At 38.4% G+C, this 25933-nt stretch carries 22 protein-coding genes and 3 pseudogenes; 22 read left to right on the top strand and 3 right to left on the bottom strand.

The window, feature by feature from the left end:
• Nucleotides 1-2: 2 nt before the first annotated feature.
• Nucleotides 3-1085 carry a GntR family transcriptional regulator gene (locus C7K42_RS06315; protein WP_094243862.1) on the top strand — a complete coding sequence of 361 codons (1083 nt, stop codon included), beginning with the start codon at nucleotides 3-5 and terminating at the stop codon, nucleotides 1083-1085.
• Between the two features lie 248 nt (nucleotides 1086-1333).
• On the opposite strand, the gene C7K42_RS06310 is transcribed toward C7K42_RS06315, so the two are convergent.
• On the bottom strand, nucleotides 1334-2083 hold the full coding sequence (locus tag C7K42_RS06310) for a DeoR/GlpR family DNA-binding transcription regulator (protein WP_094243861.1): 750 nt from the start codon (nucleotides 2081-2083) through the stop codon (nucleotides 1334-1336).
• Between the two features lie 183 nt (nucleotides 2084-2266).
• Here C7K42_RS06310 and C7K42_RS06305 point away from each other — a divergent pair, with 183 nt between their 5' ends.
• The 6 genes from C7K42_RS06305 to C7K42_RS06280 all read left to right on the top strand — a co-directional run bounded on the left by C7K42_RS06305 (nucleotide 2267) and on the right by C7K42_RS06280 (nucleotide 8150).
• Complete coding sequence (locus C7K42_RS06305; protein ID WP_094243860.1) at nucleotides 2267-2953, top strand: ribulose-phosphate 3-epimerase; 687 nt, start codon at nucleotides 2267-2269, stop codon at nucleotides 2951-2953.
• Between the two features lie 9 nt (nucleotides 2954-2962).
• Complete coding sequence (hxlB, locus tag C7K42_RS06300; RefSeq protein ID WP_094243859.1) at nucleotides 2963-3520, top strand: 6-phospho-3-hexuloisomerase; 558 nt, start codon at nucleotides 2963-2965, stop codon at nucleotides 3518-3520.
• A gap of 8 nt (nucleotides 3521-3528) precedes the next feature.
• Entirely contained in the window at nucleotides 3529-4692 is a 1164-nt protein-coding gene (locus tag C7K42_RS06295) for a mannitol-1-phosphate 5-dehydrogenase (protein ID WP_094243858.1), read from the top strand.
• 10 nt (nucleotides 4693-4702) lie between these two features.
• Nucleotides 4703-5137, top strand: a complete 435-nt coding sequence (locus C7K42_RS06290) for a PTS sugar transporter subunit IIA (protein WP_094243857.1) — start codon at nucleotides 4703-4705, stop codon at nucleotides 5135-5137.
• Between the two features lie 11 nt (nucleotides 5138-5148).
• Complete coding sequence (locus C7K42_RS06285) at nucleotides 5149-6591, top strand: PTS mannitol transporter subunit IIBC (RefSeq protein ID WP_094243856.1); 1443 nt, start codon at nucleotides 5149-5151, stop codon at nucleotides 6589-6591.
• Between the two features lie 194 nt (nucleotides 6592-6785).
• Nucleotides 6786-8150 carry an IS5 family transposase gene (locus tag C7K42_RS06280; protein WP_157727968.1) on the top strand — a complete coding sequence of 455 codons (1365 nt, stop codon included), beginning with the start codon at nucleotides 6786-6788 and terminating at the stop codon, nucleotides 8148-8150.
• Nucleotides 8151-8246: 96 nt separating this feature from the next.
• Here C7K42_RS06280 and C7K42_RS13485 read toward each other — a convergent pair.
• Nucleotides 8247-8558 (bottom strand): annotated as a pseudogene (locus C7K42_RS13485) (helix-turn-helix domain-containing protein); the annotation flags it as partial.
• Between the two features lie 198 nt (nucleotides 8559-8756).
• Here C7K42_RS13485 and C7K42_RS06270 point away from each other — a divergent pair.
• From C7K42_RS06270 to C7K42_RS06250, 4 genes are all read left to right on the top strand, one after another.
• Nucleotides 8757-8945 (top strand): hypothetical protein, encoded by a 189-nt coding sequence (locus tag C7K42_RS06270; RefSeq protein ID WP_068710172.1) that lies wholly within the window; start codon nucleotides 8757-8759, stop codon nucleotides 8943-8945.
• Nucleotides 8946-9668: 723 nt separating this feature from the next.
• Nucleotides 9669-10091, top strand: a complete 423-nt coding sequence (locus C7K42_RS06260; RefSeq protein WP_103099562.1) for a cupin domain-containing protein — start codon at nucleotides 9669-9671, stop codon at nucleotides 10089-10091.
• Between the two features lie 83 nt (nucleotides 10092-10174).
• Complete coding sequence (locus C7K42_RS06255) at nucleotides 10175-10828, top strand: ABC transporter ATP-binding protein (RefSeq protein WP_002307505.1); 654 nt, start codon at nucleotides 10175-10177, stop codon at nucleotides 10826-10828.
• Nucleotides 10825-11589: an ABC transporter permease gene (locus tag C7K42_RS06250; RefSeq protein WP_094243855.1), complete on the top strand. Its 765-nt coding sequence runs from the start codon at nucleotides 10825-10827 to the stop codon at nucleotides 11587-11589. Before C7K42_RS06255 ends, C7K42_RS06250 begins: the two co-directional genes overlap by 4 nt.
• A 212-nt stretch (nucleotides 11590-11801) precedes the next feature.
• On the opposite strand, the gene C7K42_RS06245 is transcribed toward C7K42_RS06250, so the two are convergent.
• A protein-coding gene (locus C7K42_RS06245; protein WP_094243854.1) for an IS3 family transposase occupies nucleotides 11802-12964 on the bottom strand; the annotation gives its coding sequence in 2 pieces (ribosomal slippage) (nucleotides 11802-12688 and nucleotides 12688-12964; 1164 coding nt in all).
• Nucleotides 12965-13040: 76 nt separating this feature from the next.
• Between C7K42_RS06245 and C7K42_RS06240 the strand changes: the two are divergent.
• From C7K42_RS06240 to arsD, 11 genes and pseudogenes are all read left to right on the top strand, one after another.
• Nucleotides 13041-13898: pseudogene (locus C7K42_RS06240) on the top strand (IS256 family transposase); the annotation flags it as partial.
• 535 nt (nucleotides 13899-14433) lie between these two features.
• The gene (locus C7K42_RS06235; protein WP_014125711.1) at nucleotides 14434-15006 is read left to right on the top strand and encodes a Dps family protein; all 573 of its coding nucleotides are present in this window, start codon (nucleotides 14434-14436) and stop codon (nucleotides 15004-15006) included.
• 184 nt (nucleotides 15007-15190) lie between these two features.
• Nucleotides 15191-15898 carry a Crp/Fnr family transcriptional regulator gene (locus C7K42_RS06230; protein ID WP_014125710.1) on the top strand — a complete coding sequence of 236 codons (708 nt, stop codon included), beginning with the start codon at nucleotides 15191-15193 and terminating at the stop codon, nucleotides 15896-15898.
• Between the two features lie 228 nt (nucleotides 15899-16126).
• The gene (locus C7K42_RS06220; protein ID WP_094243853.1) at nucleotides 16127-16465 is read left to right on the top strand and encodes a hypothetical protein; all 339 of its coding nucleotides are present in this window, start codon (nucleotides 16127-16129) and stop codon (nucleotides 16463-16465) included.
• Nucleotides 16450-17304 (top strand): annotated as a pseudogene (gene lgt / locus C7K42_RS06215) (prolipoprotein diacylglyceryl transferase). The gene C7K42_RS06220 and the pseudogene lgt overlap by 16 nt, the downstream one beginning before the upstream one ends.
• A gap of 146 nt (nucleotides 17305-17450) precedes the next feature.
• The gene (locus C7K42_RS06210) at nucleotides 17451-17684 is read left to right on the top strand and encodes a heavy-metal-associated domain-containing protein (RefSeq protein WP_003103602.1); all 234 of its coding nucleotides are present in this window, start codon (nucleotides 17451-17453) and stop codon (nucleotides 17682-17684) included.
• A gap of 556 nt (nucleotides 17685-18240) precedes the next feature.
• Nucleotides 18241-19539, top strand: a complete 1299-nt coding sequence (ltrA, locus tag C7K42_RS06200; protein WP_227869084.1) for a group II intron reverse transcriptase/maturase — start codon at nucleotides 18241-18243, stop codon at nucleotides 19537-19539.
• A gap of 571 nt (nucleotides 19540-20110) precedes the next feature.
• Nucleotides 20111-21409, top strand: coding sequence for a group II intron reverse transcriptase/maturase (ltrA, locus tag C7K42_RS06195; RefSeq protein ID WP_227869064.1), 1299 nt, complete (start codon nucleotides 20111-20113; stop codon nucleotides 21407-21409).
• Nucleotides 21410-21623: 214 nt separating this feature from the next.
• Nucleotides 21624-23486 (top strand): heavy metal translocating P-type ATPase, encoded by a 1863-nt coding sequence (locus C7K42_RS06190; protein ID WP_094243852.1) that lies wholly within the window; start codon nucleotides 21624-21626, stop codon nucleotides 23484-23486.
• A 360-nt stretch (nucleotides 23487-23846) separates the two neighbouring features.
• Entirely contained in the window at nucleotides 23847-25052 is a 1206-nt protein-coding gene (locus C7K42_RS06185) for an IS256 family transposase (RefSeq protein WP_103099848.1), read from the top strand.
• A 493-nt stretch (nucleotides 25053-25545) separates the two neighbouring features.
• Entirely contained in the window at nucleotides 25546-25923 is a 378-nt protein-coding gene (gene arsD / locus C7K42_RS06180; protein WP_083498310.1) for an arsenite efflux transporter metallochaperone ArsD, read from the top strand.
• Nucleotides 25924-25933 lie beyond the last annotated feature (10 nt).

Below are 25933 nucleotides of genomic sequence, written 5' to 3'. Positions count from 1 at the left end.
TAATGCAATCAAGACATCAAATGATTGAAGAAGATATCAAAGAAAAAATACTGACGGGCCAATTTGAGGTTGAAGAAAAATTACCAACTGAGTCAGAATTAATGAAAGAATACGATGCTGGACGTTCAACTGTGAGAAGAGCGATCGGCGATTTAGAAAATAAAAATTTTGTTTATCGTATACAAGGTTCAGGAATGTTCGTTAATAATTGGAAAAGTTCTAATCAACGCCAAACAAAGAAAAGTCCGATAATCGGTGTAATTACTACTTACATAGGAGATTATATTTTTCCTCGGATTATTAATGGTATTGATCAAGTTATTTCTGAGAAAAGGCATACTCTTTTACTCGCTAATACGCATAATGACCCAGAGCGTGAACGAAGAGAGCTTATAACTTTGTTGGATAATAATGTTTCTGGATTAATTATAGAACCAACACAAAGTAATTTAGAATCTCCTAATATTGATCTATACGAACAGATGAAAAAGTTTAAGATTCCAGCAGTATTTATCAATGCCAAGTATCCTAATGTAGATAGCTATTCTATAACTACAAACGATAAAAGCGGCGTTAGGAAATTAACAAGTTATTTAATGAGCCAAGGGCATAAGCGTATTTTAGGGGTTTTTCAAGTCGATGACCATCAAGGTACCGGCCGTATGTTAGGTTATATTCAAGCTTATCAAGAACATGCAAGTATTGATTTTGAAAATAATATCCTTATGTATCAGTCAAATGATAATTCAAAGAAAGTTTTAAATAGAATAAAAGAGCACCTTAGTTCGGTAAACCCGCCTACAGCGATCGTTTGCTACAATGATCAACTGGCTATCTCAGTAATTAATATGATTAAGTCAATGGGTTTGTCGATTCCAGAAGATGTCTCAATTACTGGTTTTGATGATTATGAGATTAGTAAGTATATAAGTCCGAGCATTACAACGATGACTCATGCAAAAGAACAGATGGGATTAGATGCTGCGAATTTACTGGTAAAACTGATGGAAGGAGAAAAAGGAGAGTCTATTGTATATGAGCCAGAGATTGTGGTTCGAGATTCTGTGAAAAGGATAGAAGATTAAGTAGTTAACTGGAACTTTAATTAAACGCAAGTTTATTTCTAGGAGATAAGCTTGCGTTTTTAGTTGAAATTAGCGTTATATATATTATGCGTTTTTTAACTAAATCGGAGCAATTAATAAGTTTGTTTGCTATACTATTAGTTTCTAAAACTTTGAAGTAAAAATAATTAAAATCAGCAAAATACATTAGGTAGTCAAGTCTTTATATTGTTTAAAGAAAAGGTAACCTAATGTACTTTTTTGTCGAATTAATCGATTAAAATTAATTTACTTTTGCCATATTCTTTTTTTATCTTATCAGGGACATTTTCAGAAATTAAAAAACTTATATCATCGATTGGTCCAACAATTTGTTTACTGATAGTTCCAAACTTATCATTCGTAATCATTGAAAGAACTTCTGTAGATACAGATATCATTTTACTTTTGATTTCTGCCTCTTGTTTAGTCGGGACACTCGTTCCTGCTTCAACATCGATATTATAAATACCCATAATATAAAGGTCAGCACGCATACTATCCAGCTCTTTATAAGTTCCTACACCCAAGTTAATCATAGAACGTTTATATAGTATTCCACCTAAACTAATGACTTCAATGTTTCGATGTTGAGAAAGTGCAACTGCTAAAGGCGGACTATTTGTAATAATTGTTGCGCGAAAGTCTTTGGGTATTCTTTTTACAAAAGCTAAATTTGTTGTACTACCATCAATGATAATTACTGTATCCTCTTTTAGAAAAGAAATAGCTTTCTCTGCTAAAAGGTCTTTTTTTTCATTTAACACCTTTTCTCTAAAACTAAAATCAGTTACTGGGGGGCCAACACGAAGCGCTCCACTGTGTACACGTTGTAGTAGGCTTTGGTCGTCCAATTCTTTTAAATCTCGTCTAATAGTATCTTCAGAAACATCAAAGCGAGTACTTAAATCGCTTGCAATGACTTTTTGCTCTCTATCTAATAATTCTAAAATCTTTTGTTTACGTTCCTCTTTTAGCATAGTATCACCTCACTGTATTTTCGCATAAATGCTGGTTTTTGGCAATTTGTGTTAAAAAAAACGTATAATTAAAAATAAACATGCATATAAACGCATTAAAAAGCAAAATAAATGCAATTATTTGTTGACAAACGCGCATAAATGCGTTTACAATTCATTTAAAGAAGATAAAGGAGGAGCAAAATGAGAGAAATTGTATTATCACCATCGATTATGTGTGCGGATTTAGCTAATTTGGAAACAAGCATTAAGGAGTTGGAAAAAGAAGGCCTAGATACATTACATATTGATGTGATTGATGGAGCTTTTAGTCCAAGTATGCCGATTGGAATTGAAACGATTAAGAGGATAAGAGAACTAACGGACATGAATTTTGATATTCATATGATGACGATGAATAATGAATTTTTTATTAATGAAATGTTGAAAATAGGCGTACAAAATATAACTTTTCACTATGAAACAAGTTTGCATATTGATCGTTATGTAAGGTTAATTAAAGAAGCGGGAACTAAAGTTTCGATAGCATTAAATCCGGCTACTTCGCTGACGGTGTTAGATTCCATTATAGAAGAGTTAGACATGATATGTTTAATGTTAATTAATCCAGGTTTTGCGACAAATAAAAATGAAAAACAGGTGCCTTATGCAAGAAAGAAAATTATGGAGTTAAAACAAATAGTACAAAAGAAAGAACTAACAACAGCTATTCAGGTTGATGGAAGAGTATCTACTGATAAAATTACTAGCTTAGTTAGTGCAGGAGCTGAGAATTTAGTATTGGGTAGTACTAGTTTATTCAATAAAGAAAATACTCTAGCAGAAAATAAACGATTAATACTAGAAGCAGTAAATAATGGAAATTTATAGGAGGAGAAAATGGAATACTTTAAAACAGAAAAAGAAATCATTTCTGAAATTTCTAAAACAATGGATTCGGTTTCAGAAGAAGAAGTTATAACATTAGCTAATCAAATTAAACAAGCAAAACGAGTTTTCTTTGTAGGTGTTGGAAGAGTTCTACTATCTTTAGAAGCCATTGCAAAGCGCCTTGCTCATTTGGGAATTGATACAGTTATCGTTGGAGAAATTACAGAACCAGCGATTACGAGTGAAGATTTATTAATAGTGGGATCTGGAAGTGGCGAAAGTTTATTCCCTTTGTCAATTGCTAAAAAGGCAAAAAGTTTTCATGCTACTGTTGCTCATATTGGTTCTAATCCAAATAGTTCAATGAAAGAAGTTACAGATATTTTTGTACGTATACCTGTACAAAGTAAATTAAATTTGGCAGAAGAAGTTCAATCGATACAACCTATGACTAGTTTATTTGAACAAAGTTTACTTTTGTTAGGGGATACAATAGCTTTAATGTTCATTATGGAAGATGACATTGATATGGCTGAATTATGGCAATACCATGCCAATTTGGAGTAGGTGATAAAATGAAAGCTGTACATTTCGGTGCTGGAAATATAGGACGAGGCTTTATTGGAAACATATTACATGATAATGGTTTTGATACCACGTTCGTTGATACCAACGAACAAATTATTGAACAAATTAATAAAGATAAAGGTTACCCAGTTAAATTGTTAGATGAAAGTCAAACCAAACTGTGGATTGATAACGTTAATGCTATTAATAGTTATAATTCAAAGCAAGTGGAAAAAGTTTTAGTTGAGTGTAATTTAATTACTACTTCAGTAGGCGCATTTAACTTAAAAAATATTGCTTCAATTTTAAAAGAAGCCTTGTTGATTAGAAGTAGTAGGAAAGAGCCGGTTGATATTTTAGCAAATGAAAATATCGTGAATGCTAGTGAATTATTAAAAGATGAAATTAAAAAAATTTGTACGAATAAAGAATGGGAATCCATAAATAAGATCGCTTATTTTGTTAATACAGCAATTGATCGACAAGCACTATCTAGCAGCGAAGAGAGCGGTCGACAAGTGGCGTTAGTAGAACCGTATTATGAATGGGTTATAGACAAAAACGCCTTGAATCCCAATAGTAAATACCAATTAAAAAACGTAAAGTTAGTTAATGAAATGAAACCTTTCATTGAGAGAAAGCTTTTTATTGTAAATGCAGAACATGCAGCTTTTGCTTATTTAGGAGCATTGTTGGGTTTAGAAACTATTCAAGAAACCATTCAGCAATCAAATTGTCGTATATTAGTAGAAAGATTTATGAAGCAAAATAAGCATTACTTTTTAGCTAAATATGATATGAAAGAAACTGAACTAGACCAATTTATCACAAATACAATAAACAGACATGGGAATCCTGCTGTTTCAGACGATGTTCATAGGGTAGGACGTTCTCCAATTAGAAAATTGGATCGTTATGATCGATTAGTGGCTCCGGTGATGGAACTTGAAGATTTAGGCTTAGAAAATGACGCTGGGAAACGTGTGATAGCGGCGGCGTATCTTTACACAAATGAGGATGATCCAGAAGCTAGAGAACTGCAACAAACCATTAAAAATAATGGTATTGCAGAAACGATAAGAAGAGTGTCTAAAGTTCCTGAATCGCTTGTTCAAGAAATTGCTGCGTTATATCATGATTTAAAAAATAATAGCAAAAGTATTTTTTTATAGGAGGTAGCTTATGTTACAAGACGTTTTAAAGGGCAATATACAATTGAAAAAAGAAGCTGCTAATTGGGAAGAAGCTATAAAAATAGCAGCACAACCATTGTTAGAAAAAGATATTATTGAGCATAGATATATCGATGCAATGATTGATAATGTGAATAAAAATGGGAACTATATTATTATTCTCCCAGAGGTCGCAATGCCACATGCTCGTCATGAATACGGTGCGATTGAAACAGGGATTAGTTTTATGAAATTAGCACAACCAGTATTATTTCCTAACGAGGAACCGGTTTATTTATTTTTTGTATTGTCAGCAGAAACAAATGACGGCCATCTAGAATTATTGGCAGACTTAGGAGAAGCATTGACTGATACAAAAAAAGTTGAGGCATTAAAGAAAGCAAATTCAGAAGAAGAAGTATTAAACGTATTTTCTGATATATAGGAGGAAAACGAATGAGTGAAAAAAAGACTGAAAAAACATCTATAAGAGCGAAAGTTCAAGCTTTCGGTGGTTTTTTATCAAATATGGTGATGCCTAACATTGGTGCGTTTATCGCGTGGGGGATTGCAACTGCTCTATTTATACCTACTGGTTGGCTTCCTAATGAGACTTTAAACGAGCTTGTTGATCCCACAATTACTTATTTATTACCTTTGCTTCTAGCTTACACTGGTGGGCGTATGATTGGGGGCGACCGAGGAGCAGTCTTGGGTGCCATTGGTACTATTGGTATAATCATTGGAGCAGATATTCCGATGTTTCTAGGGGCTATGATTATTGGTCCTTTAGGCGGTTGGTTGATGAAAAAGACAGATAAACTTTTAGAAAATAGAATTCCCGCTGGTTTTGAAATGGTGGTTAATAATTTTTCGATTGGTATTATTGGTTTTTTATTAATGGTACTTTCTTACACAATAGTTGGTCCGATTATTGAAGGATTAAACACTTTAGTAACAAATGCTGTAGAGGCCTTGGTTGCTACTGGTTTCCTTCCATTACTATCGTTAATTAACGAACCAGCAAAAGTTTTATTTTTAAATAATGTTATTGATCAGGGGATTTATTATCCATTAGGAATGCAACAAACTTTAGAAGTAGGAAAATCAATTTACTTTATGGTTGCTTCCAACCCTGGGCCAGGGTTAGGATTATTGCTAGCATTTACTTTCTTTGGTAAAAAAACTGCTAAACGAACAGCACCAGGAGCAATTATCATCCATTTTCTTGGTGGGATTCATGAGATGTATTTTCCTTACGTTTTAATGAAACCGTTAACTATTATTTCGATGATAGCTGGTGGAATGGCGGGTACTGCTACGTTTCAAATTTTTAATTCAGGGTTGGTCGCAGGACCAAGCCCAGGCTCAATATTAGCTTATTTGGTTTTAACTCCTCGGGGTAATTTCTTTGGTGTCATACTGGGAGTACTTGTCGGAGCCGCTGTTTCATTTATTGTTACGATGTTTATTTTAAAAGCTGATAAAACTCCAGATGACGATAATGATGAAGAACTTGAAACAAATATTGAAAAAACTAAGCAGATGAAATCTGAAGGAAAAAATATTTCCAATATAAAAGAGTCAATGAATCTTGAACAAAACAAAACGAAATATGAAAAAATATCATTTGCCTGCGACGCAGGAATGGGCTCTAGTGCAATGGGAGCCACTACTTTTAAACGGAAGTTACAAAAATTAGGGGTAGAAGATGTCGAGGTGAAAAATTATCGTATTGAAGATGTTCCAGAAGACAGCGATATAATTGTTGTTCATAAGGATTTAGAAGACCGAACGAAAAGGAAGTATCCAAATACCACAATTATAACATTAACTAATTACTTGCAAGATCCGAAAATTGATGAATTAGCTGATGAAGTGTTACAAAGTAAAAGTTAAGCTACTTTATATAAGAAAAATTCAAACTTGCGTACTTTTAATGTTAGGATGGAAAATTTGTTTATTATATGTAGTGTCTACTGATTAATTAATAACTATTGATATAATACTCATTTTAGTTATTTTATGGTATAATAAGTGCATGGGTAATGGATGATTTACTTAAATTTCTTTGCACTTGGAGAGGTAACCTTATGTATAAAATAACCGAAATGAGCCAAATTTCCTTCTATGATTTTAATCAAGCCTATGGGTTTGCGTTAGATTCCAAGAATGAATGGATCCAACGTGCAGAGTTGATCCCTTGGCACACTTTAGAACGATCCTATGCCCGAATGTTCCCGGCTAAGGTCGGCAACGTCGCTAAACCGCTGCGGATGGTATTGGGTGCTTTGATCATTCAAGCCAAAAAGCAACTTTCCGATGCCAAACTTGTGCAAGAGTTGACTGAAAATCCCTACTTGCAGTTTTTCATCGGCTTACCTGCTTTTCAGTCCAAGAAACCTTTTGATTCTTCGAGTCTGGTAGGCTTTCGCAAGCGGTTGAATGTGGCATTTATGCAAGAGGCCAATGCGTTGATTTTGTCCGCTTTGGAAGAAGTCAACGATGGGGCGCCTCTTCCTGTGGAAACCAAAGAAAATGTCGGGACCGAGATCTTGGATGCGACCTGTGCTCCTTCCAATGTACGTTTTCCGCGAGATACCTCATTACTGAATGAAGCACGCACGCAATTAGAAGGCATGATCGACTGGTTTCACAAGCAATACGGCTTTGAAAAAAAGCCACGGACCTATCGTCGAGTGGCCCACAAAGAATATCTGGCTTTTGCCAAAACCAAACGTCCCGGAGCGAAAAAAATCCGAGCCACCGTACGAAAGCAACTGGGCTATGTGGCGCGCGATCTGCGCTATCTAGCGGATTACATGCAAGACGGCTATGCCTTGGCGCCTAAATTTACCAACAAATATCTGATCATTACCCAATTGGTTGCCCAACAACAATATATGTTCGATCATCATACGCATCAGGTCGATCATCGGATCATCAGTTTGAGCCAGCCTTTCTTGCGTCCCATTATCCGTGGGAAGGCCAAAGCCAAGACAGAATTTGGGACGAAATTTGATGTAAGCCTCGATACAAACGGCTTTGCCCGGATCGAAAAGCTTTCTTTTGACGCCTACAATGAAAGTACTGTGCTGGAAGAAGCGGTGGAAAATTACAAAGAACGAACGGGTTTCTATCCCGAACGGATCCTCGTCGATCAGATCTATCGGACCAAGAAAAATCGGGCTTATTGTAAAGAACATGGGATTCGAATGTCAGGACCCAAACTAGGACGACCGGCCAAGGAGCCCCAAGATAAGCAAATAAGCCAACAAGACAACGCCGACCGGATCGAGGTCGAACGTTTTTTCAGTCTGGCCAAACGGTGCAACGGCATGGGCCTCATCATGACGAAACTGCCAGAGACTGTCATGAGCAGTATCGCTTTATCGGTATTGGTGACGAATCTATTCGCTCTTCCTACTGGCACGTTTTTTGTCCTTTATGTAGTTTAAGAATGAGCGCTATTTTTGGCTAAAATAAATCAACATTTGGTGAAAAATCCGGCAGAAATTTTGCTTGGATGAAAATTTACGTGTTAATCAGCAGACACTATCTATATCCGCCCATTTTGGCCGTCGGCCACAGTTTAAACGATGTCTGTCATAAGCTGCTTGTCCAGCATCAGCGTCATAAGCTTCAGTATAGTAATCATAGACCTTTCCTTTTTGCTTTTGGCGTTTAAGTTGTGTGACCGTTCCGCGCTTCACCTCATTATTGATTGTTTGTGGAGCACGTTCTAAAACACTAGCAATCCGACGATTGGAATAGTTTTCTTGCTTTAAAATAGCGATTTGAGACCGCTCTGAATAAGATAAGTGTTTTCCCTTACGTGCTGATGTGGTATGGTTAGAGTGCGTCATGTGAATTCATCCTGTCTATTGAGAGTTAGTGGTAACTTCAATATAACATGAAATTCACATGGCGTTTTTTATATGTTAGCCAGGTGGCTAACTTCATTATAAAATCCAGCGAGAGAGAAAATAAAAATAAAATACCAACTTTTTACGTATATTAATAACGAAGGACTTAAATATAGGATGATCAAAGGAGGCGTTCTTATGTATGAAGACGAATGGAGAGAATACTATGCAACCAAAAATGAGAGCATACATATTACGAGAAACAAACTCATTTTCCAATGCAATGAAGGAATCGCTCTGTCTAATCATAAAACGGAAATTGAAAGAATCATGCATGCATTGGCACTTAAACTCTTATTACTGGAGTTAAATTCATATGATTTTTAATCTGCAAAAAGGTTTATAGCACCGTCGCTTATACCAGAAAATATAACAAACGCCGCATTGTTTTTTTGTGCACTTTAATGATCTATTCAACTAAGGAATTAAGCTGGCTGTCAAGAGAGTAATATCGTATTGAATCTCAGGTGGAAATTTTCTGCGGTATCTTTTTTGACTGAAATGACATTAGTGTCTTTTGGGGATTGTGTATGTAAGTATTTTTTAAAATCATTTTAACAAGTTTTGGACAAAAATTCTCATGAAAAAACAGAATTTAAATAGCATGATAAATTAGAGAAGATAGTTTAATGTGCTTATAGGAACACCCCACTTTTACAGTCACAATCAATAACCTTGCTACTTTCTTTCGAAATTGATAAGAGTCTAAAGGATTGACAACGCTTGATAGTGAGCATAAACTTAATGTACGCTAGTTAGTTTACAAGTGCAAACTAAAAAAGTATGATGTGTCGTCTCTGAAATTCTCCCTGATTCAAGTCATAACCAGAGTACATATCGGTTATTTTTTGATTCCATATTTTTTCCTTTATGTGCTGAGGATTAAGGGGTACCAATTGTAATTGCGCGTTATATGGTCTTTGTTTAGAATCGCTCTCCAAAAAGCCAATTTTTTTGCATAGAATTTTAGATGTGGTACCATTAATTAGAATTATTATAAATAAGAAGTAGGTATCATTGTTTCAGTACAAAGACTAGGAGGAATGGAAGATGGAAATAGACTACAAGGATCATGGGAAGAAGCCGTATATCATTAATATTGAAGACGCCACCACAGGAAATGATAATTACCGGACGACCATTTGGACAGGCAGTAAACTGCAAGTCACCGTAATGTCCATTCAACCGGGCGATGACATCGGTTTGGAAGTGCACGAAGGCATTGACCAATTTATCCGTATTGAAGAAGGAGAAGGCATGTGTAAAATGGGGCCTTCTAAAGATAACTTACATGTTCAACAAAAAGTGATGGATGATGACGCCGTATTTGTTCCGGCGGACATGTGGCACAACATCGAAAACACCGGTGATAAGCCGCTCAGACTGTATACCATTTATGCTGGTCCAGATCACCTTGAAGGAACGGTTCACCCTACTCATGAAGACGCCAAAAACGATCCAAACGAACACTGAGGTACACTAGGATGAAACAAAAGCCCTGCACCCGTATGGATGGTCCACTGGTGCAGGGCTTTTTTATAAAGGAGAGAAGTGGTATGAGTGATTCATTGTTTCAATTAGAGAAGGTTGGTTTTCAGGCAAACGGAAACCAAATCCTTCAAGATATCTCTTTTACAGTAAACAAAGGGGAAGTGATTGTTTTTTCTGGTCCTTCTGGAAGTGGAAAAAGTACCCTTTTGAAATTAATTGGTACGCTGCTTTCCCCAACTTCCGGAAAAATTTATTATCGAGGTACGGATCTGCAAAAAATCGATCCTGTGGAGTATAGAAAAGAAGTCTCTTATTTCTTTCAAAACGCTTCTCTATTCGATGAGACAGTTCAAGAGAACTTGTCTTTTCCTGCCCGCATAAGAGAAGAAGGATTTGATCGGGAACGTGCAAAAAAATTGTTAGAACGAGTTCAAATACCTGAAACTTACTTATCGAAAGAGGTCAAGGAACTATCAGGAGGGGAAAAACAACGGGTTGCATTGGTCCGAAATTTGATGTATCAACCGAAAGTGTTGCTCCTGGATGAAGTTACCAGTTCATTGGACCAAGAAAACAGAGCGATTGTCCTTGATTTAGTCCGAGACATGATGAAAGACCAACAAACTACGGTGTTGGCCGTCACTCACAACCAGGAAGAAATCGACCAAGCTTCTCGTCTGATTACTATCAAAGGTGGAAAAATGGAGGAATCGAAATGACAAACAATTTGGAAATCAGTAATCTTTCTTTGCTTTTATCCTCTGTCCTCTTGATAGTTGCCTTGTTGATTGATTACAAAGAGAAATTGGGATTAGGAAACGACATTTTTATTGCGGGAATTCGCGCTGTCGTTCAATTATTCCTTATTGGATATGTATTGAGCTACGTATTACGAGTGGATAACAACTTTCTCACTTTAGCGATGGTTTTGTTCATTGTGTTCAACGCTTCTTATAACGCCCATACACGCAGTGAGGGGATCAACCGCTCTTTTAAAATTTCAACGACGGCTATTGGAGTAGGAACAGCCTTGTCCTTACTCATTCTTGTTTTTTCAGGAGTCATTGACTGGTCCCCTTCCCAAATCGTTCCAATTACAGGCATGATTGCCAGCAGCGCCATGACTGCGATTGGAGTGACCTATCGGTCTTTGAATTCAAAATTTACGGACCAACGCCAACAGGTATTGGAAAAATTGGCATTGGGAGCCAATAAAAAACAAGCGTCCATGAGTATTGTAAGAGAAAGCGTCAAAACGGGCATGGCTCCTTCAATTGACCGAACAAAAACGGTTGGACTTGTCAGCCTACCAGGTATGATGTCAGGGTTGATTTTTGCGGGAATTGATCCTGTTCAAGCGATTCGTTACCAAATTGTTGTGATGTTTATGTTGATTTCAGTTACTGCGATTTCTTCGTTTATTGCTAGTTATATGGCTTACCGTGAGTTTTATAACAATCGCAGTCAATTAATTATATGATTTGGGATGATACACTACTCTTAAAACCAGTGGTTACAATTTTATGTAGTTAAAAGAAGACCTCACGAGAATAATTGCAAAAAGTGGAATGGCAACAGTTTTTTTGACAAATTTTATAAGGTGCAGAACTTCTTTCCGTATGCTATTCCGATTGTCCTTGACAATGAGCCTCCTCGGATGTGACGATCTTCGGCAGGAGCTAACAGTTAAAGTTAGACTGCCTCGCTAGCGTTAGCACATCCGAGCTCATTATCAAGGATTCGCTGCGCCAATCTCTGGTTACGGTAACCAACCGGTGTCTCGTAGCCAAGTGTACCGTGCAACCGAAGGTGGTTCCACCAATTGACATAGTCAAATAACTCCAAATCCAATTGTTGTAAGGTTTCAAATGTGTATTGATAGACAAATTCTACTTTCAACGACTTATAAGTTGATTCAGCTACGGCATTATCAAAAGGACAGCCTTTATGACTCAATGATCGATTGATGTCAAAAGTTGTTAATAATTCATCAATAGCTTGGTTATCAAACTCTTTTCCACGATCAGTATGAAAAATCTCAACCTCTGTTAGAGGTTGTTTGATACGGCTAAATGCTTTTTTTACTAGAACGGCATCTTTATGTTCTCCACAAGAATAGCCGAGAATTTCTCGATTGAACAGATCCAAAATGAAACAGACATAATTCCATTTTTTCCCGACTCGTACATAAGTCAAGTCTGTTACGATCGCTTCTAATGGGTTGTCTCTTAAGAATTTACGATTCAATACGTTTGTCGTTTTGGCTTCATTGCAAGTAGAATGATGTACTTTAAAATAAGCAACAGTATAGCTCGATTTTAATCCTCTATTTTTCATGATTCTACTAATTTTTCGTCGGCTGATCTGAATGCCTCGTTTTGATAAGGCTTTTTTTATTTTTCTTGAGCCGTAGGCCTTTCGGCTGCGGATAAATTCTTCAGCGACTACTTCTTCAAGTTCTGATTCGTCTTTCTTTGGTTTTGATTGATAATAATAGGACTGACGTGATAGACCTAATATTCTGCACATCGCTGATATAGGGTAAAGATGCTTATTCGCATCGATTACTTGTCTCTTCGTCCGAATATCAGCGCTGCTTGCTTTAAAATATCATTTTCCATTTCTAATTGCTGGTTTCTTTTACGTAGTTCTAACAATTCTTTTTGTTCAGGCGTAAGATTATCTTTTCCTTTGAATGAACCACTCGTTTTAGATTGCTTTACCCATTTGTCAAATGCTGAAGCCGTTAGTTCATATTCTCGAATGATTTCTACACGTGGCTTTCCAGCTAAGTAAAGATTGACGATTTGTTGCTTGAATTCTTGTGAAAAAGTTCTTCGTGTTCTCTTAGACATAAAAATTCCTCCTGGTATGTTTTCTTCTAGTCTACACACCTTAATTTTTCTGTCTAGTTAATTGTAGCCTATCCATATTACCATGTCGGAAATCGCAGACTTGATTGAGAAAATGTATGGGCATCACTATACTCCACAAACCATGTCCAACATGACTAAAGTGCTGACTGAAGAAGTAAATGCATTTAAAGTTAGAACTCTAAATGATAAGTATGTCGCTATTTTCATGGATGCTACTTATATTCCTTTAAAACGGCAAACCGTCTCCAAAGAAGCAATCTATATTGCCATTGGTATACGAGAAGACGGCACTAAAGAAGTACTAAGTTATGCGATTGCTCGGACTGGATCGACCTACGTTTGGAATGAGTTGTTACAGGACATTTACTCCAGAGGGGTTCATGATGTCTTACTGTTTATTACCGATGGCTTAAAAGGCATGAAAGATACGATTCACCAGATTTATCCTAAAGCTAAATACCAACATTGCTGTGTTCACGTTTCCCGTAATATCAGTCATAAAGCACGTGTCAAAGATCGAAAAGAAATCTGTGATGATTTTAAGGCTGTTTATCAAGCTAGCTCAAAGGAAGAGGCAAATACCTTTTTAGGGAGTATGATTGAGAAGTGGCAGAAAACTTATCCTAAAGTGACGCAGTCACTGATAAAAAATCAAGATTTATTGACTTTTTATGAGTTTCCGCCTGGTATCCGCCGAAGCATTTACTCAACTAATTTAATCGAATCTTTCAATAAACAAATCAAGAAATACAGCCACCGCAAGGAACAGTTCCAAAATGAAGAGTCGATGGAACGTTTCTTAGTCTCGTCTTTTGATACTTACAACCCAAAATTCCTAGGTCGCAGTCATAAAGGTTTCCAACAGGCCGAAGGCGAGCTCGAACAAATGCTGAGTCAACCGATGGAGAATTAGAAACAATCTACAGTAGGGAAGAACCATTTACACAAAATTATTGACGCTCCCAAGCTAAAACTCCTATTAATCGATCTACTAAAAATAAATAAAAAAATTCTTTTCAATTTTTATTTATGGTATGACATAAATAAAGTAAAGTTATTCTTCTAGGTTAATCTTATTAATACTCTTTCTCACTAGTGTTGCATGCAACACTAGTGAGAAAGAGCATTAAATATACTGCAAGGCAAGACATTTGGTAATTGAAGAATAACAAGCAAAAAAATAGCAGTCAGGTCTCTTGACAAAGTATAGTTGCTATTCTTTTTTTAGGCCCTACTTTAATGAAATTTTTGTTTGGAGGGAACGACTTCATTCCTTTGATTATTTCAGTTGAATTTAATAGAGAAGCCTGGCGTCTATTAAGAAATACTTTTCTTGATGAGCATCAATTTTTTTAACGGAAATCTATCCTATACTAAATTCAGTAAAGGAAAAGGAGGAATCAAAGGAAGCTATTTTAAACAAACCAAAATTATAGGAGGAATAGATCATGACTGAAAATAAAGCTTCTCAAGAAAGAACACCCCAAGAAAGATTGCAAGAAGAACAAGAACACAAGGAACATGTCCATCATACAAAAATTAATGCAGCGGCCATTTCGGATCATCTTTTAGGGAACATGCATACTTTACATGTGAAATTGCACCAATATCACTGGTATGTAAATGGCGCTAATTTCTTCACCCTGCATGAAAAATTTGAAGAATTGTATAATCAAAACGAAGAATGGTTCGACAAACTAGCAGAACGCTTGATTATTTCCGGTCATAAACCGGCTTCAACCACCGCTGAATTTGAAAAATATTCCATGCTTTCAGAAGATGCCATCAATAAATACGCTAAAGCAGAAGACATGGTTGAAAATATTATCGAAGATTTCAGAAGTACCCGTGAATTAACGATTCGTGCTATTCGTTTAGTACAAGATGAGGGTGACGATGCTTTAGAAGATACACTGATTGCTTTTAAAAATGACTTAGATAAAAACATTTGGATGCTGCAAGCGTTCATTGGCAAAGAGGCATTGGAAGACGACGATGCGTTTGATGAGGATGAAGATTAGGTTTTTCGTAAACATACATTTAAAAATTAAAGATTTTGGGGTTGGGACTCTTTCCAGCTCCCATTTTTTTGCCGTTAAAAAGACTTTTCTTGATGAGTGTCAATTTTTTTGAGGTAGGGGGCCTTTATACTAAATATAGGAAAGTTAAAAGAAGGACAATAAACTGATAAAGGGGAAGAACGAATTGACTCAATACACCCAACCACATGCAGCAGGAGACCACTCAGCTTGTATCCGCTTAGTCCCGATATTCAATCATTTGGAGGAAAGCTCGATGGATCGCATCGCTGGAAAAGCTCACACGAAGCACTATCAAAAAGGGGAGTTTCTGTTTCGCTCGCAAGAAAAAGATGATGCCTTGTATATTGTGAATCGCGGAAAAGTCCGCATTTATCGCTTGTCTAATTCTGGCAAAGAGCAACTAGTGCGTATTTTGAATCCGGGTGACTTTACGGGAGAATGGACGTTGTTCAATCCTGATGCTGTGCACGAGGAATACGCAGAAGCTACTCGAGATACGTCTGTCTGCATGATTCAACAACATGATGTACAAGAGTTTCTAAAAGAGTATCATGCAATTTCGTTAAAGCTGCTAGGAGAAATGTCGCAGCGGTTAGAAAGCTCCGGACGTCAAACTGCACAAGTAGCCGTGGAGAGTGTCATTACCCGTTTAGTTTTGTTTTTGGCAGAAAATGTGGAACCTGAAATGGGCAACTCTCCCACCATCACCCTGCCGATGGCAAAAAAGGACATTGCTTCCTATTTAGGAACGACACCTGAGACCATCAGTCGCCAATTTGGAGAATTGGAGGACGAGGGATTGATTCAACAGCTGTCTGGGAAAAGGATCAAGATTCAGGATTTAGATGATTTATTGCTTTACAGCGAATAATCGGACACACTTTTTTCTACACGTTGGTGTTCTGTCGCTCTTCATTAACAACGGGACAGAACTCAGTGCTTTTGCTTCCATCTGTCCGTTTTTGGCTTTTTTAAGACAGAACGACCTTCATTCATTGGAAAAATAAAAGCACAAACATGATAACCCTCAAGTTTTTTTGTTTTATTTTTCTTTAAGATAGGGTTGTCGAACAAAACGTAAAAATAAGTAGGGGTGAATGTGCATTGTTTTTGGGTGATAGTTGCCATCACGTTGTCAGCAGCGGGTGCATTCTTTGTCGTCCCTTTCACCAAGAACACGATTGGCGGCGAAGCAAAAACGTCTAACGTTGTTGAGGCAGATAGGTTAGCTATGGAAGAAGAAGAGGAAGTTGTAAAAGGAGCCGGCGTAATCGGACACGGAAAAGTGGCGTATTACGAAGCGAGTGACCAGGGAGATAAAAGTGTATTCACTGTTTGGTTTCCATGGAGCTTAGCCGGAATCTTGTTCAGCATCACCATGACTAGAATGACGCGAAAAATTGAAGAAATGGAGCAAATAGAATGGGATTCGTATTAGGCGTTTTGAATCCCCATGTGGTGGAGATTGGTTCTGTTGTGATTCATTGGTATGGAGTCATTATTGCAGCAGGCATATTAGCGGCTCTCCAGTTGAGCACCAAGGAAGCAAAGAAAAAAGGACTGGAAGAGGATACCATTATCGATATGGCCTTATGGGCAATTCCGATTGGACTCCTCGGCGCTCGGCTTTATTATGTGTTATTTGAACTTGGTTATTATCTGCAAAATCCAGGACAAATCCTTGCGATTTGGAATGGCGGCATTGCGATTTATGGGGGATTGATTGCAGGAGGGGGTACGCTATATTGGTATGCAAAGAAAAAAGGTACTTCTTTGGCACTCGTTCTTGATATTTTAGCGCCCAATGTATTGTTAGCCCAGTCCATTGGTCGTTAGGGCAATTTTATGAATCAGGAAGCTCATGGTGGACCGGTTACTCGTCAATTCTTGGAAAATCTTTATTTACCTGAATTTATCATTGAACAAATGAATATCAATGGTACCTACTACCATCCGACTTTTTTATACGAGTCATTGTGGAGTTTGTTGGGCTTTGTCCTCATCGTCACTATACGGAACCGAAAACAGCTTTTGCGTCAAGGAGAAGTCGCTTTGAGTTACGTTTTGTGGTACTCAGTGGGTCGGTTCTTCATTGAAGGTATGCGAACGGACAGTTTATGGATTGGCGAGTGGATCCGCGTTTCGCAAGCCTTGTCTCTGGCCCTGTTTATTGGCGCGATTGTAGTATGGTTTATACGCAGACAAGATTATCCACCAATTTCTTATTATTCTGATGGCAATAAGGGGCAGAAAAAGACTATTAAGATGGTGAATTGAGCAAAAAGATAAAAAGAAGTGCAAAACTTGATATGCGTCAATTTTCGTTTGCTAAAAGTGAGCTATACTACAGTTGTAAAGAGGAAAAGGCAGTGTTCATTAATCTGCTGCCGATAAAATAAAAACACATAAAGGAGATAGGAATTATGGAAAAAGCTATATTGCAATTAGAAACGTTGTCTTGTCCAAGTTGTATGCAAAAAATTGAAGGTGCCGTGAAATCAGTTAACGGTATTGATAAAGACAGCATTAAAGTATTATTCAACTCCAGCAAAGTCAAAACCAATTTTGATTCAGCTGTCACTTCGATTGAAGAGATTCAAAAAGCTATCGAAAACGTAGGCTATCCGGTCCTTAAAGCAAAAGTCAAGGCCGCTTAACAGATTAAATGAACTAGGCAATTCTGGAAGAAAAGCTATTTTTCCAGGATTGCTTTTTTGGTGCGCTCGGCATGGGCGATAACTTGGTGGTGAAAGTCCACTACAGGCTTGGCAGTAGGAACTGTTAGCCAAAAGCAAGGGTGTCCACTGCGAAGTGGAATCTGAAGGAAGCTGGAGGCAAACACTCGCGCTGACGAACAGAAACCTCATAGGAAGGCTGGATTGGGACGGATGAGCTTGCCAAACAAAGCAAAGTCCAATACTGCCCGAATCCCATACAGTAAATGAGGCAGCGGCATGAGTGGAAGGTTATCACTCCTTACCCGAGGATATCTATCTAGCGACAGCTGTCGTAGTAATAACGAATAGATAGAAGTCAGCTGAGGTCATAGTAGGGAAAATGTACCGAAGGACCGAACAATATTCATACAAAGTATAGATTGGAGGTTAGAGGAAGCAAAGAAGACAGAAAACAACCATAAGGTTGGCAATCTACAGAGGGATAAGGTGGAACCTGAAAGCGTATGTAGATGTGTCGAGTTATCCTCTAGGAGAAATGAAAGAAATGTATCGTAAGTCTTCATCTTTGATGAAGTCCGTTGTAAGAAAAGAAAATCTTAAGACAGCCGCAACAAGGGTCCGACGTAATAAAGGAGCCGCTGGTGTCGATGGTATGGCTGTGGATGAAGTAGAAGACCACATTGAGAAGTTGTATGCGCCACTAAGGCAGAAATTGCTTCAAGGGACCTACCAGCCACAACCGGTCAAACAAGTCGAAATACCGAAACCCAATGGTGAAAAACGCCAATTGGGAATTCCATGTGTGCGTGATCGCGTAGTTCAACAAGCGATTCGACAAGTCATTGAGCCCATCATTGACCCATATTTTCTTCCACAAAGCCACGGATTTCGCCCGAATAAGGGAACACACACTGCTTTGAAGCAATGTGTCGCCTATTATGAGGAAGGCTATAAAGTGGTGGTCGATTGTGACTTGAAACAATGCTTTGACACACTAAATCATGACAAGCTCATGTATCACTTAGAGCAGTTTATTCAAGATAAGGCAATTCTCAAGGTTATTCGTAAGTTCTTGACGAGTGGTGTGATTAACCTGTCTAGCGAATACGTAGAAAGAAAGTCGGGTGCACCTCAAGGGGCGGTCTTATCGCCTCTTCTCTGTAATATTTACTTACATGAACTGGATAAAGAACTTGAGAAAAGAGGACACCAATTTGTTCGTTATGCCGATGACTTCGTCATCTATGTCAAGTCAAAACGTGCGGGCGAACGAGTGTTAAAAAGTGTGACCCGTTTCATTGAAAAAGATCTTAAACTCATTGTTAATCAAGACAAGAGTCAAGTGGGGGCACCAACGCGTTTAAAATTCTTGAGCTGTCTGATAATGAAAGTCAATGGCACCTGTCGTTTTATCCCTACCAAAGAAGCCAAGAAGAAATTCAAAGCCGAATTGAAACGTCGAACAAGCCGTAAGCGTGCGGGTGATTTTCGAACGATCATAGAGGAAATCAATCAAGTCACGCGTGGCTGGATAGGCTATTTCGGATTGGGATTTATTCGAGGTTTTATTCAAAAGGAAATTGAACCATGGTTACATCACCGCATCAGGCAGCTGATCCTCAAACGTTGGAAAGTTCCCAAAACGAAAATAACGAAGTTATTGTCTTATGGTTTAGATTTAAACGGCGCCAAGAAAATCGGATCCTCTAGAAAGAAATATTGGCGACTGTCCAAAACGTCTGAAGTTCATCGGACACTTACAAACGAAAGACTCCACCGATGGGGCTTAGTTTCACTAAGCGCCTTGGTAGAGTCTGCTTACGCAAGATATTGAACCGCCGTATACGGAACCGTACGTACGGTGGTGTGAGAGGTCGACTAACCAATTAATGGTTAGTCTCCTACTCGATTGCGCTCGGCATGGGCGATAACTTGGTGGTGAAAGTCCACTACAGACTTGGCAGTAGGAACTGTTAGCTAAAAGCAAAGGTGTCCGCCGTGAGGCGGAATCTGAAGGAAGCTAGAGGCAAACACTTGCACTGACGAACAGGAATCTCATAAGAAGGCTGGTTTGGGATGGACAAGCTTGCAAAACAAAGTAAAGTCCGATACTGCCCGAATCCCATACAGTAAATGAGGCAGTGACATGAGTGGAAGGTTATCGCGCCTTACCCGGGGAGGTCTGTCTAGCGACAGGAGTCGTAGTAATAACGAATAGACAGAAGTCAGCCGAGGTCATAGTAGGGAAAATGTACCGAAGGACCGAACAATACTCATACAAAGTATAGATTGGAGGTTAGAGGAGACGAAGACTACAGAAAACAGCCGTAAAGGCTGGCAATCTACAGAGGGATAAGGTGGAACCAAAAGTGTATGTAGATGTGTAGAGTCATCCTCTAGGTCAAATGAAAGAAATGTATCGTAAGTCTTCATCTTTGATGGAGCTCGTCGTAAGAAAAGAAAATTTAAGCACAGCTGTTACAATGGTTAGACGCAATAAAGGAGCAGCTGGTGTAGATGGTATGGATGTGGATGAAGTGGAAGCTCACATTGAGAAATGGTATGAGCCACTAAGGAAGAAATTACTTCAAGGGACGTACCAACCGCAACCGGTCAAACAAGTAGAGATTCCCAAGTCTAATGGCGATAAGCGTAAACTAGGAATTCCTTGTGCGCGAGACCGAGTGGTCCAACAAGCGATCCGACAAGTGATTGAACCCATTATTGACCCCCATTTCCTACCCCAAAGTCATGGCTTCCGTCTAAATAAAGGAACGCACACAGCTTTGAAACAATGCGTTGCCTATTATGAGGAAGGCTATAGAGTTGTGGTCGATTGTGATTTGAAGCAATGTTTTGATACGTTGAACCATGATAAACTCATGTACCATTTGGAACAATTCATTCAAGATAAAGCGATTCTCAAGGTTATTCGTAAGTTCTTGATGAGTGGTGTTATTGACCTGTCTGGCGAATACGTAGAAAGAAAGACCGGCGCACCTCAAGGAGCGGTCCTATCGCCCCTTCTCTGCAATGTTTACTTACATGAACTGGATAAAGAACTTGAGAAAAGAGGCCATCAATTTGTTCGTTACGCTGATGACTTCGTCATCTATGTGAAATCAAAACGTGCGGGCGAACGTGTTCTGAAAAGTGTGACACGCTTTATTGAAAAGGATCTTAAATTAATTGTCAACCAAGACAAGAGTCAAGTAGGGTCGCCGACCCGTTTAAAATTCTTGAGCTGTCTGATGATGAAAGTCAATGGAATCTGTCGTTTTATTCCTACCAAAGAAGCCAAGAAGAAATTCAAAGCCGAATTGAAACGACGAACAAGTCGTAAGCGTGCGGGTGATTTTCGAACGATCATAAAGGAAATCAATCAAGTCACGCGTGGCTGGATAGGCTATTTCGGATTGGGATTTATTCGAGGGTTTATTCAAAAGGAAATTGAACCATGGTTACATCACCGCATCAGACAGCTCATCCTCAAACGCTGGAAAGCTCCCAAAACGAAAATAACGAAGTTATTATCTTATGGACTAGACGTAGATCACGCTAAAATGATTGGCTATTCCAGAAAGAAGTATTGGCGATTGTCCAAAACGTCTGAAGTTCATCGGACACTTACAAACGAAAGACTCCACCGATGGGGCTTAGTTTCACTAAGCGCCTTGGTAGAGTCTGCTTACGCAAGGTATTGAACCGCCGTATACGGAACCGTACGTACGGTGGTGTGAGAGGTCGACTAGCCAATTAATGGCTAGTCACCTACTCGATTGTTGCAATCCGATTCGAGGTGCTTAGAAACGATAAAAGAGAACTTTCTAAACTTGATGTCAGTCAATTAATTACTTAGGCAATTATCTTATACTGTGTTTATCAATAAAAGAGAAATTAAATTTGGAGGGAAAAAGCATGCAACAATATATATTAAGCAAGAAAAATGTTATCACCGTCATCAGTGGATTGTTAATCGTACTCGGTTTCTTCAGTCACTTTGTTTTAGAAAACGTAGGACTTTCAGAGTGGTCTTTGATCATCGCCTCTGTCTTTGGGATTACGCCAATTGCCATTCAAGCGTTTCAAGCAATGAAAGTCAAAGTCATCAGTATTGATGTCTTAGTCAGTATTGCAGCGATTGGTGCGCTTTTTATTCAAAATTATGAAGAATCGGCTATTGTCACGTTCTTATTCTTATTCGGACACTACTTGGAACAACGAACATTGAACCAAACGCGATCTGCTATCAAAGGATTGACTGAAATGGCACCCGAAAGTGCCTTGAAACAAATGGATAATGGCGAATTTGAAGAAGTAGACGTGGATGATATAGATGAAGGGGATATCTTACTCGTTAAAACGGGTGCGAAAGTTCCAGTAGATGGCATAGTCCTTACGGGTGAAGGGCATATCAATGAAGCTAGCATTACAGGTGAAGCTGTTCCGGTCAACAAGCAAGCTGATGCAGAAGTTTTTGCAGGAACCATTTTAGAAAACGGAACGATTCAAATCAGAGCTGACCGAGTTGGTGAGGACACCACATTTGGAAAAATTATTGAACTCGTGGAAGAAGCACAAGATTCTAAATCCGAAGCAGAACGGTTCATTGATCGTTTTTCTAAATACTACACACCAGCTGTCTTGGTTCTGGCAATTGTTGTATGGGCGTTCAGTCAAAATATTGAGTTAGCAATCACCATCTTGGTTCTAGGTTGCCCAGGCGCATTAGTTATCGGAGTGCCTGTCTCAAACGTTGCCGGTATTGGGAATGGTGCTCGTAGCGGTGTTCTTTTAAAAGGGAGTGAAGTCATTCAAGACTTCAGCAATGTGGATACAATTGTATTTGATAAGACAGGTACTTTAACTGTCGGAAACCCAACCGTTGCAGCGACTGAACTATATGAAAAAGATTCTGCTGAAACGCTTGGCTATCTGGCCAGTGTGGAACGGGAATCAGATCATCCATTAGCAAAAGCGGTCTTAAATCAAATTGGAGAAACAGACTTTTATCCTGTTGAAGGAACTGAAGCGGTGAAAGGCGGCGGAATCGTTTCAAGTGTAGCTGGACATAGAGTGGCTGTTGGGAATGTGGCCTTGATGGAAAAAGAAAATGTCACTCTCAGCAAAAAAGTGCAAAAAGATGTCAAACGGTTTGAACAACAAGGGAACTCTCTCGTTTTGACAGCGGTCGACGGTGAATTAAAAGTACTGATGGGCATTCGCGATCAAGTCCGTCCGGGTGTGAAAGCTAATTTGCAGGAATTAAAAGACTTGGGCGTGAAAAATCTAGTTGTTCTTTCAGGAGATAACCAAGTAACCGTTGATGTGGTCGCCGGCGAACTTGGTTTGACCGAAGCTCACGGCCACATGTTGCCGGAAGACAAATCGGCTTATATCGGAAAACTTCAACAACGTGGTCAAATTGTAGCCTTTGTTGGAGATGGCGTTAACGATAGTCCGTCCTTAGCTTTAGCAGACATTGGAATCGCAATGGGAAGCGGAACGGACGTAGCAATTGAAACATCCGATGTCGTTTTAATGAACTCGAACTTCAGCAACTTGCCTCACGCATTAGGATTAGTAAAAGCCACCGCAAATAATATGAAACAAAATATCGTGATTTCAATTGGCGTAGTGTTGGTCTTGTTGACCAGCGTCTTCTTCAGCGAATGGATGAATATGTCTATCGGAATGTTGGTTCATGAAGGTAGTATCTTGGCGGTAATTTTCAATGGCATGAGATTAATGAAGTATAAGTTGAAAGGTCGAAAAGAATAAAAAGAAGTATCAGCACCTACAGAGAAAGTAAAAATATCTTAAGAATAAATTAGAAGAGGCTGAGACAATAGTCCATCCTTGAAATGACAAAAGCGGAAACTCAGATTTTTAAATCTGGGATTTTCCGCTTTTTTGAGTTCTTGAAAAAAAAATAAGAGTATAGAGTATGCTCTTTATAAAATTAATTTTCGTGTAAATGATTAAAAAATCTAATAATAAAATTTAAATTCCTATTAAGTTGTAACACATGAAATTAGATAGAATCAAGTTGTTTCCATATAATTGTGTAAAAAGAAAAGAGATCATATCCATCTCTGTTACAATGTCATTTAGCCGAAAACATTGGAAAGGAAGATGGATATGACCCAACTTAATATTAATATAGATTTTGAAGAATTAACAGAGGCAATTATGCAAAGTGATATGAATATGATGATGAAATCGTTAGCTGTCACTGTACTCAACGCTTATATGGAAGTGGAAAGGGACGAATTTATTCAAGCTCAACACTATGAACGCAATGGTCAGCGCTTAGACTATCGTAACGGCTACTATGAACGAAGTTTTACCTTAGCAGTAGGAAAACTTCGTTTGAAAATCCCACGTACACGATCAGGGGAGTTTTCCACGCAAGTTTTTGAACAATATCAGCGCAAAGATCAAGCCTTTGTCTTAAGTTTAATGGAAGCAGTCATTCAAGGTGTTTCCACAAAGAAAGTCACACACATTGTCGAAGAATTGTGTGGCGAGTCGGTGTCTAAATCATTTGTTTCGAATACGATGAAACGATTAGATCCGGAAATCGAAGCTTTTAAGTCTCGTTCATTAACCCACAGTTCCTTTCGTTATGTTTATGTCGATGCCATGTATATTAAAGTTCGAGAAAACCATCACGTGGTGAGTAAAGGCGTATATATTGCGCAAGGGGTCAACCAGAAAAACCGCCGGGAAATCTTAGGCTTTAAGGTGAGTGAAGAAGAATCGTACGCTAGCTGGAAACAATTTTTTCAAGAGTTGCGAGAACGAGGCTTAACGCAACCACGTCTCATTATCTCCGATGCTCATTCTGGGCTAAAAAAAGCGATTCAAGAAATCTTTACAGGGGCTGCTTGGCAACGTTGCACGGTCCATTTCTTACGAAATATGATCGACCAAATGCCCAAGAAAAATAACTCAGAAGCCCGCAAGCATTTGAAAAAAATCTTCCGTTCGAATACCCTACAAGGAGCCAAAGAAGCTCGTCAGAAATTTGAAGCATGCGTGCAAGGAGATTCTCGTTACGAAGCAGTATTGGCGCTACTCGATCAAGGCTTCCATGATGGCTTACAATACTTAAGCGAGCCGGAAGACTATCATTTTTCGTTACGTACAACAAATTCTTTAGAACGCTTAAACCGGGAAATTCGACGTCGGGAAAAAGTGGTTTCGATCTTTCCCAATGTCGTTTCCGCTGAACGTTTGATTGGCGCCGTTTTAATGGATATACAAGAAGAATGGCAACAAATGCCCAAACCCTTTTTACAAGGCCCTGTCTTAGAAGAAGAGTTCCCATTCTCTACGGATTGATCTTGAAAGAAAACGAAGGACGATTTGACAATGAATGAAGGCATGGTATTCGCGGTAAGCGAAATGGGCGCCTGTTCTTAGGTTGAAGAACCGAAGAAGCCGCCCAAGATCACCATGTCTGAATAGATTCGTTGTCAAATCCGTCGACTACCTGATCTTATCCGTTGCTTCGAGAAAAATTTAAACCATAAATGAAAAGAACCTTTATCAAATGATTGGAAAATCGTTCAACAGACAGGGCGTAAATGACATTGATATTTTTACACAAGATTTTGGACTTGACCTAGAATCATGTATTCAGAACCTTGATATTTTGAGGTTATTTTTTTGCTAATCAGAGGTACTCTTAGAGATGGCGGCAGGAATTTAAGCTAGTACAATTACTCAAAATTATTTTTTATTGACTATAGATAGATAAAGTTCTATATTATATATAGATAATTGTCTATGTATTAGTTTCAAAATAAATTCTATACAAAGGAGCAAAAAAATTATGACAGAATTAGCATTATTTGAACCAGCAATGTGCTGTAGCACAGGTGTATGTGGACCATCTGTAAATGAAGACTTATTACAAATTACTTCAGTTATGAACGCTTTAGATACATTAGAGGGGTTTCAAGCTAAAAGATACAATTTATCTAGTGATCCTCAAACATTTGTAGAAAACGAACAAATGAGTAAATTATTGCAAGAAAAGGGCGCTGATGCGTTGCCAGCAACATTATTAAATGGAGAAGTAGTTAAAGTGGGAGAATACCCTTCAATTGAAGAAATAACAGCTTTTACAGGAGTCAGATTTGTCCCAATGGGCTCGAATGACGGTGGCTGTTACGGTGGCTGTTGTGGATCAAATTCAGGATGTTGTTAGGAGGATTTTA

This window comes from Tetragenococcus halophilus subsp. halophilus DSM 20339, assembly GCF_003841405.1.
Classification (GTDB): Bacteria; Bacillota; Bacilli; order Lactobacillales; family Enterococcaceae; genus Tetragenococcus; species Tetragenococcus halophilus.
This window is presented reverse-complemented; position numbering and strand designations above follow the sequence as displayed.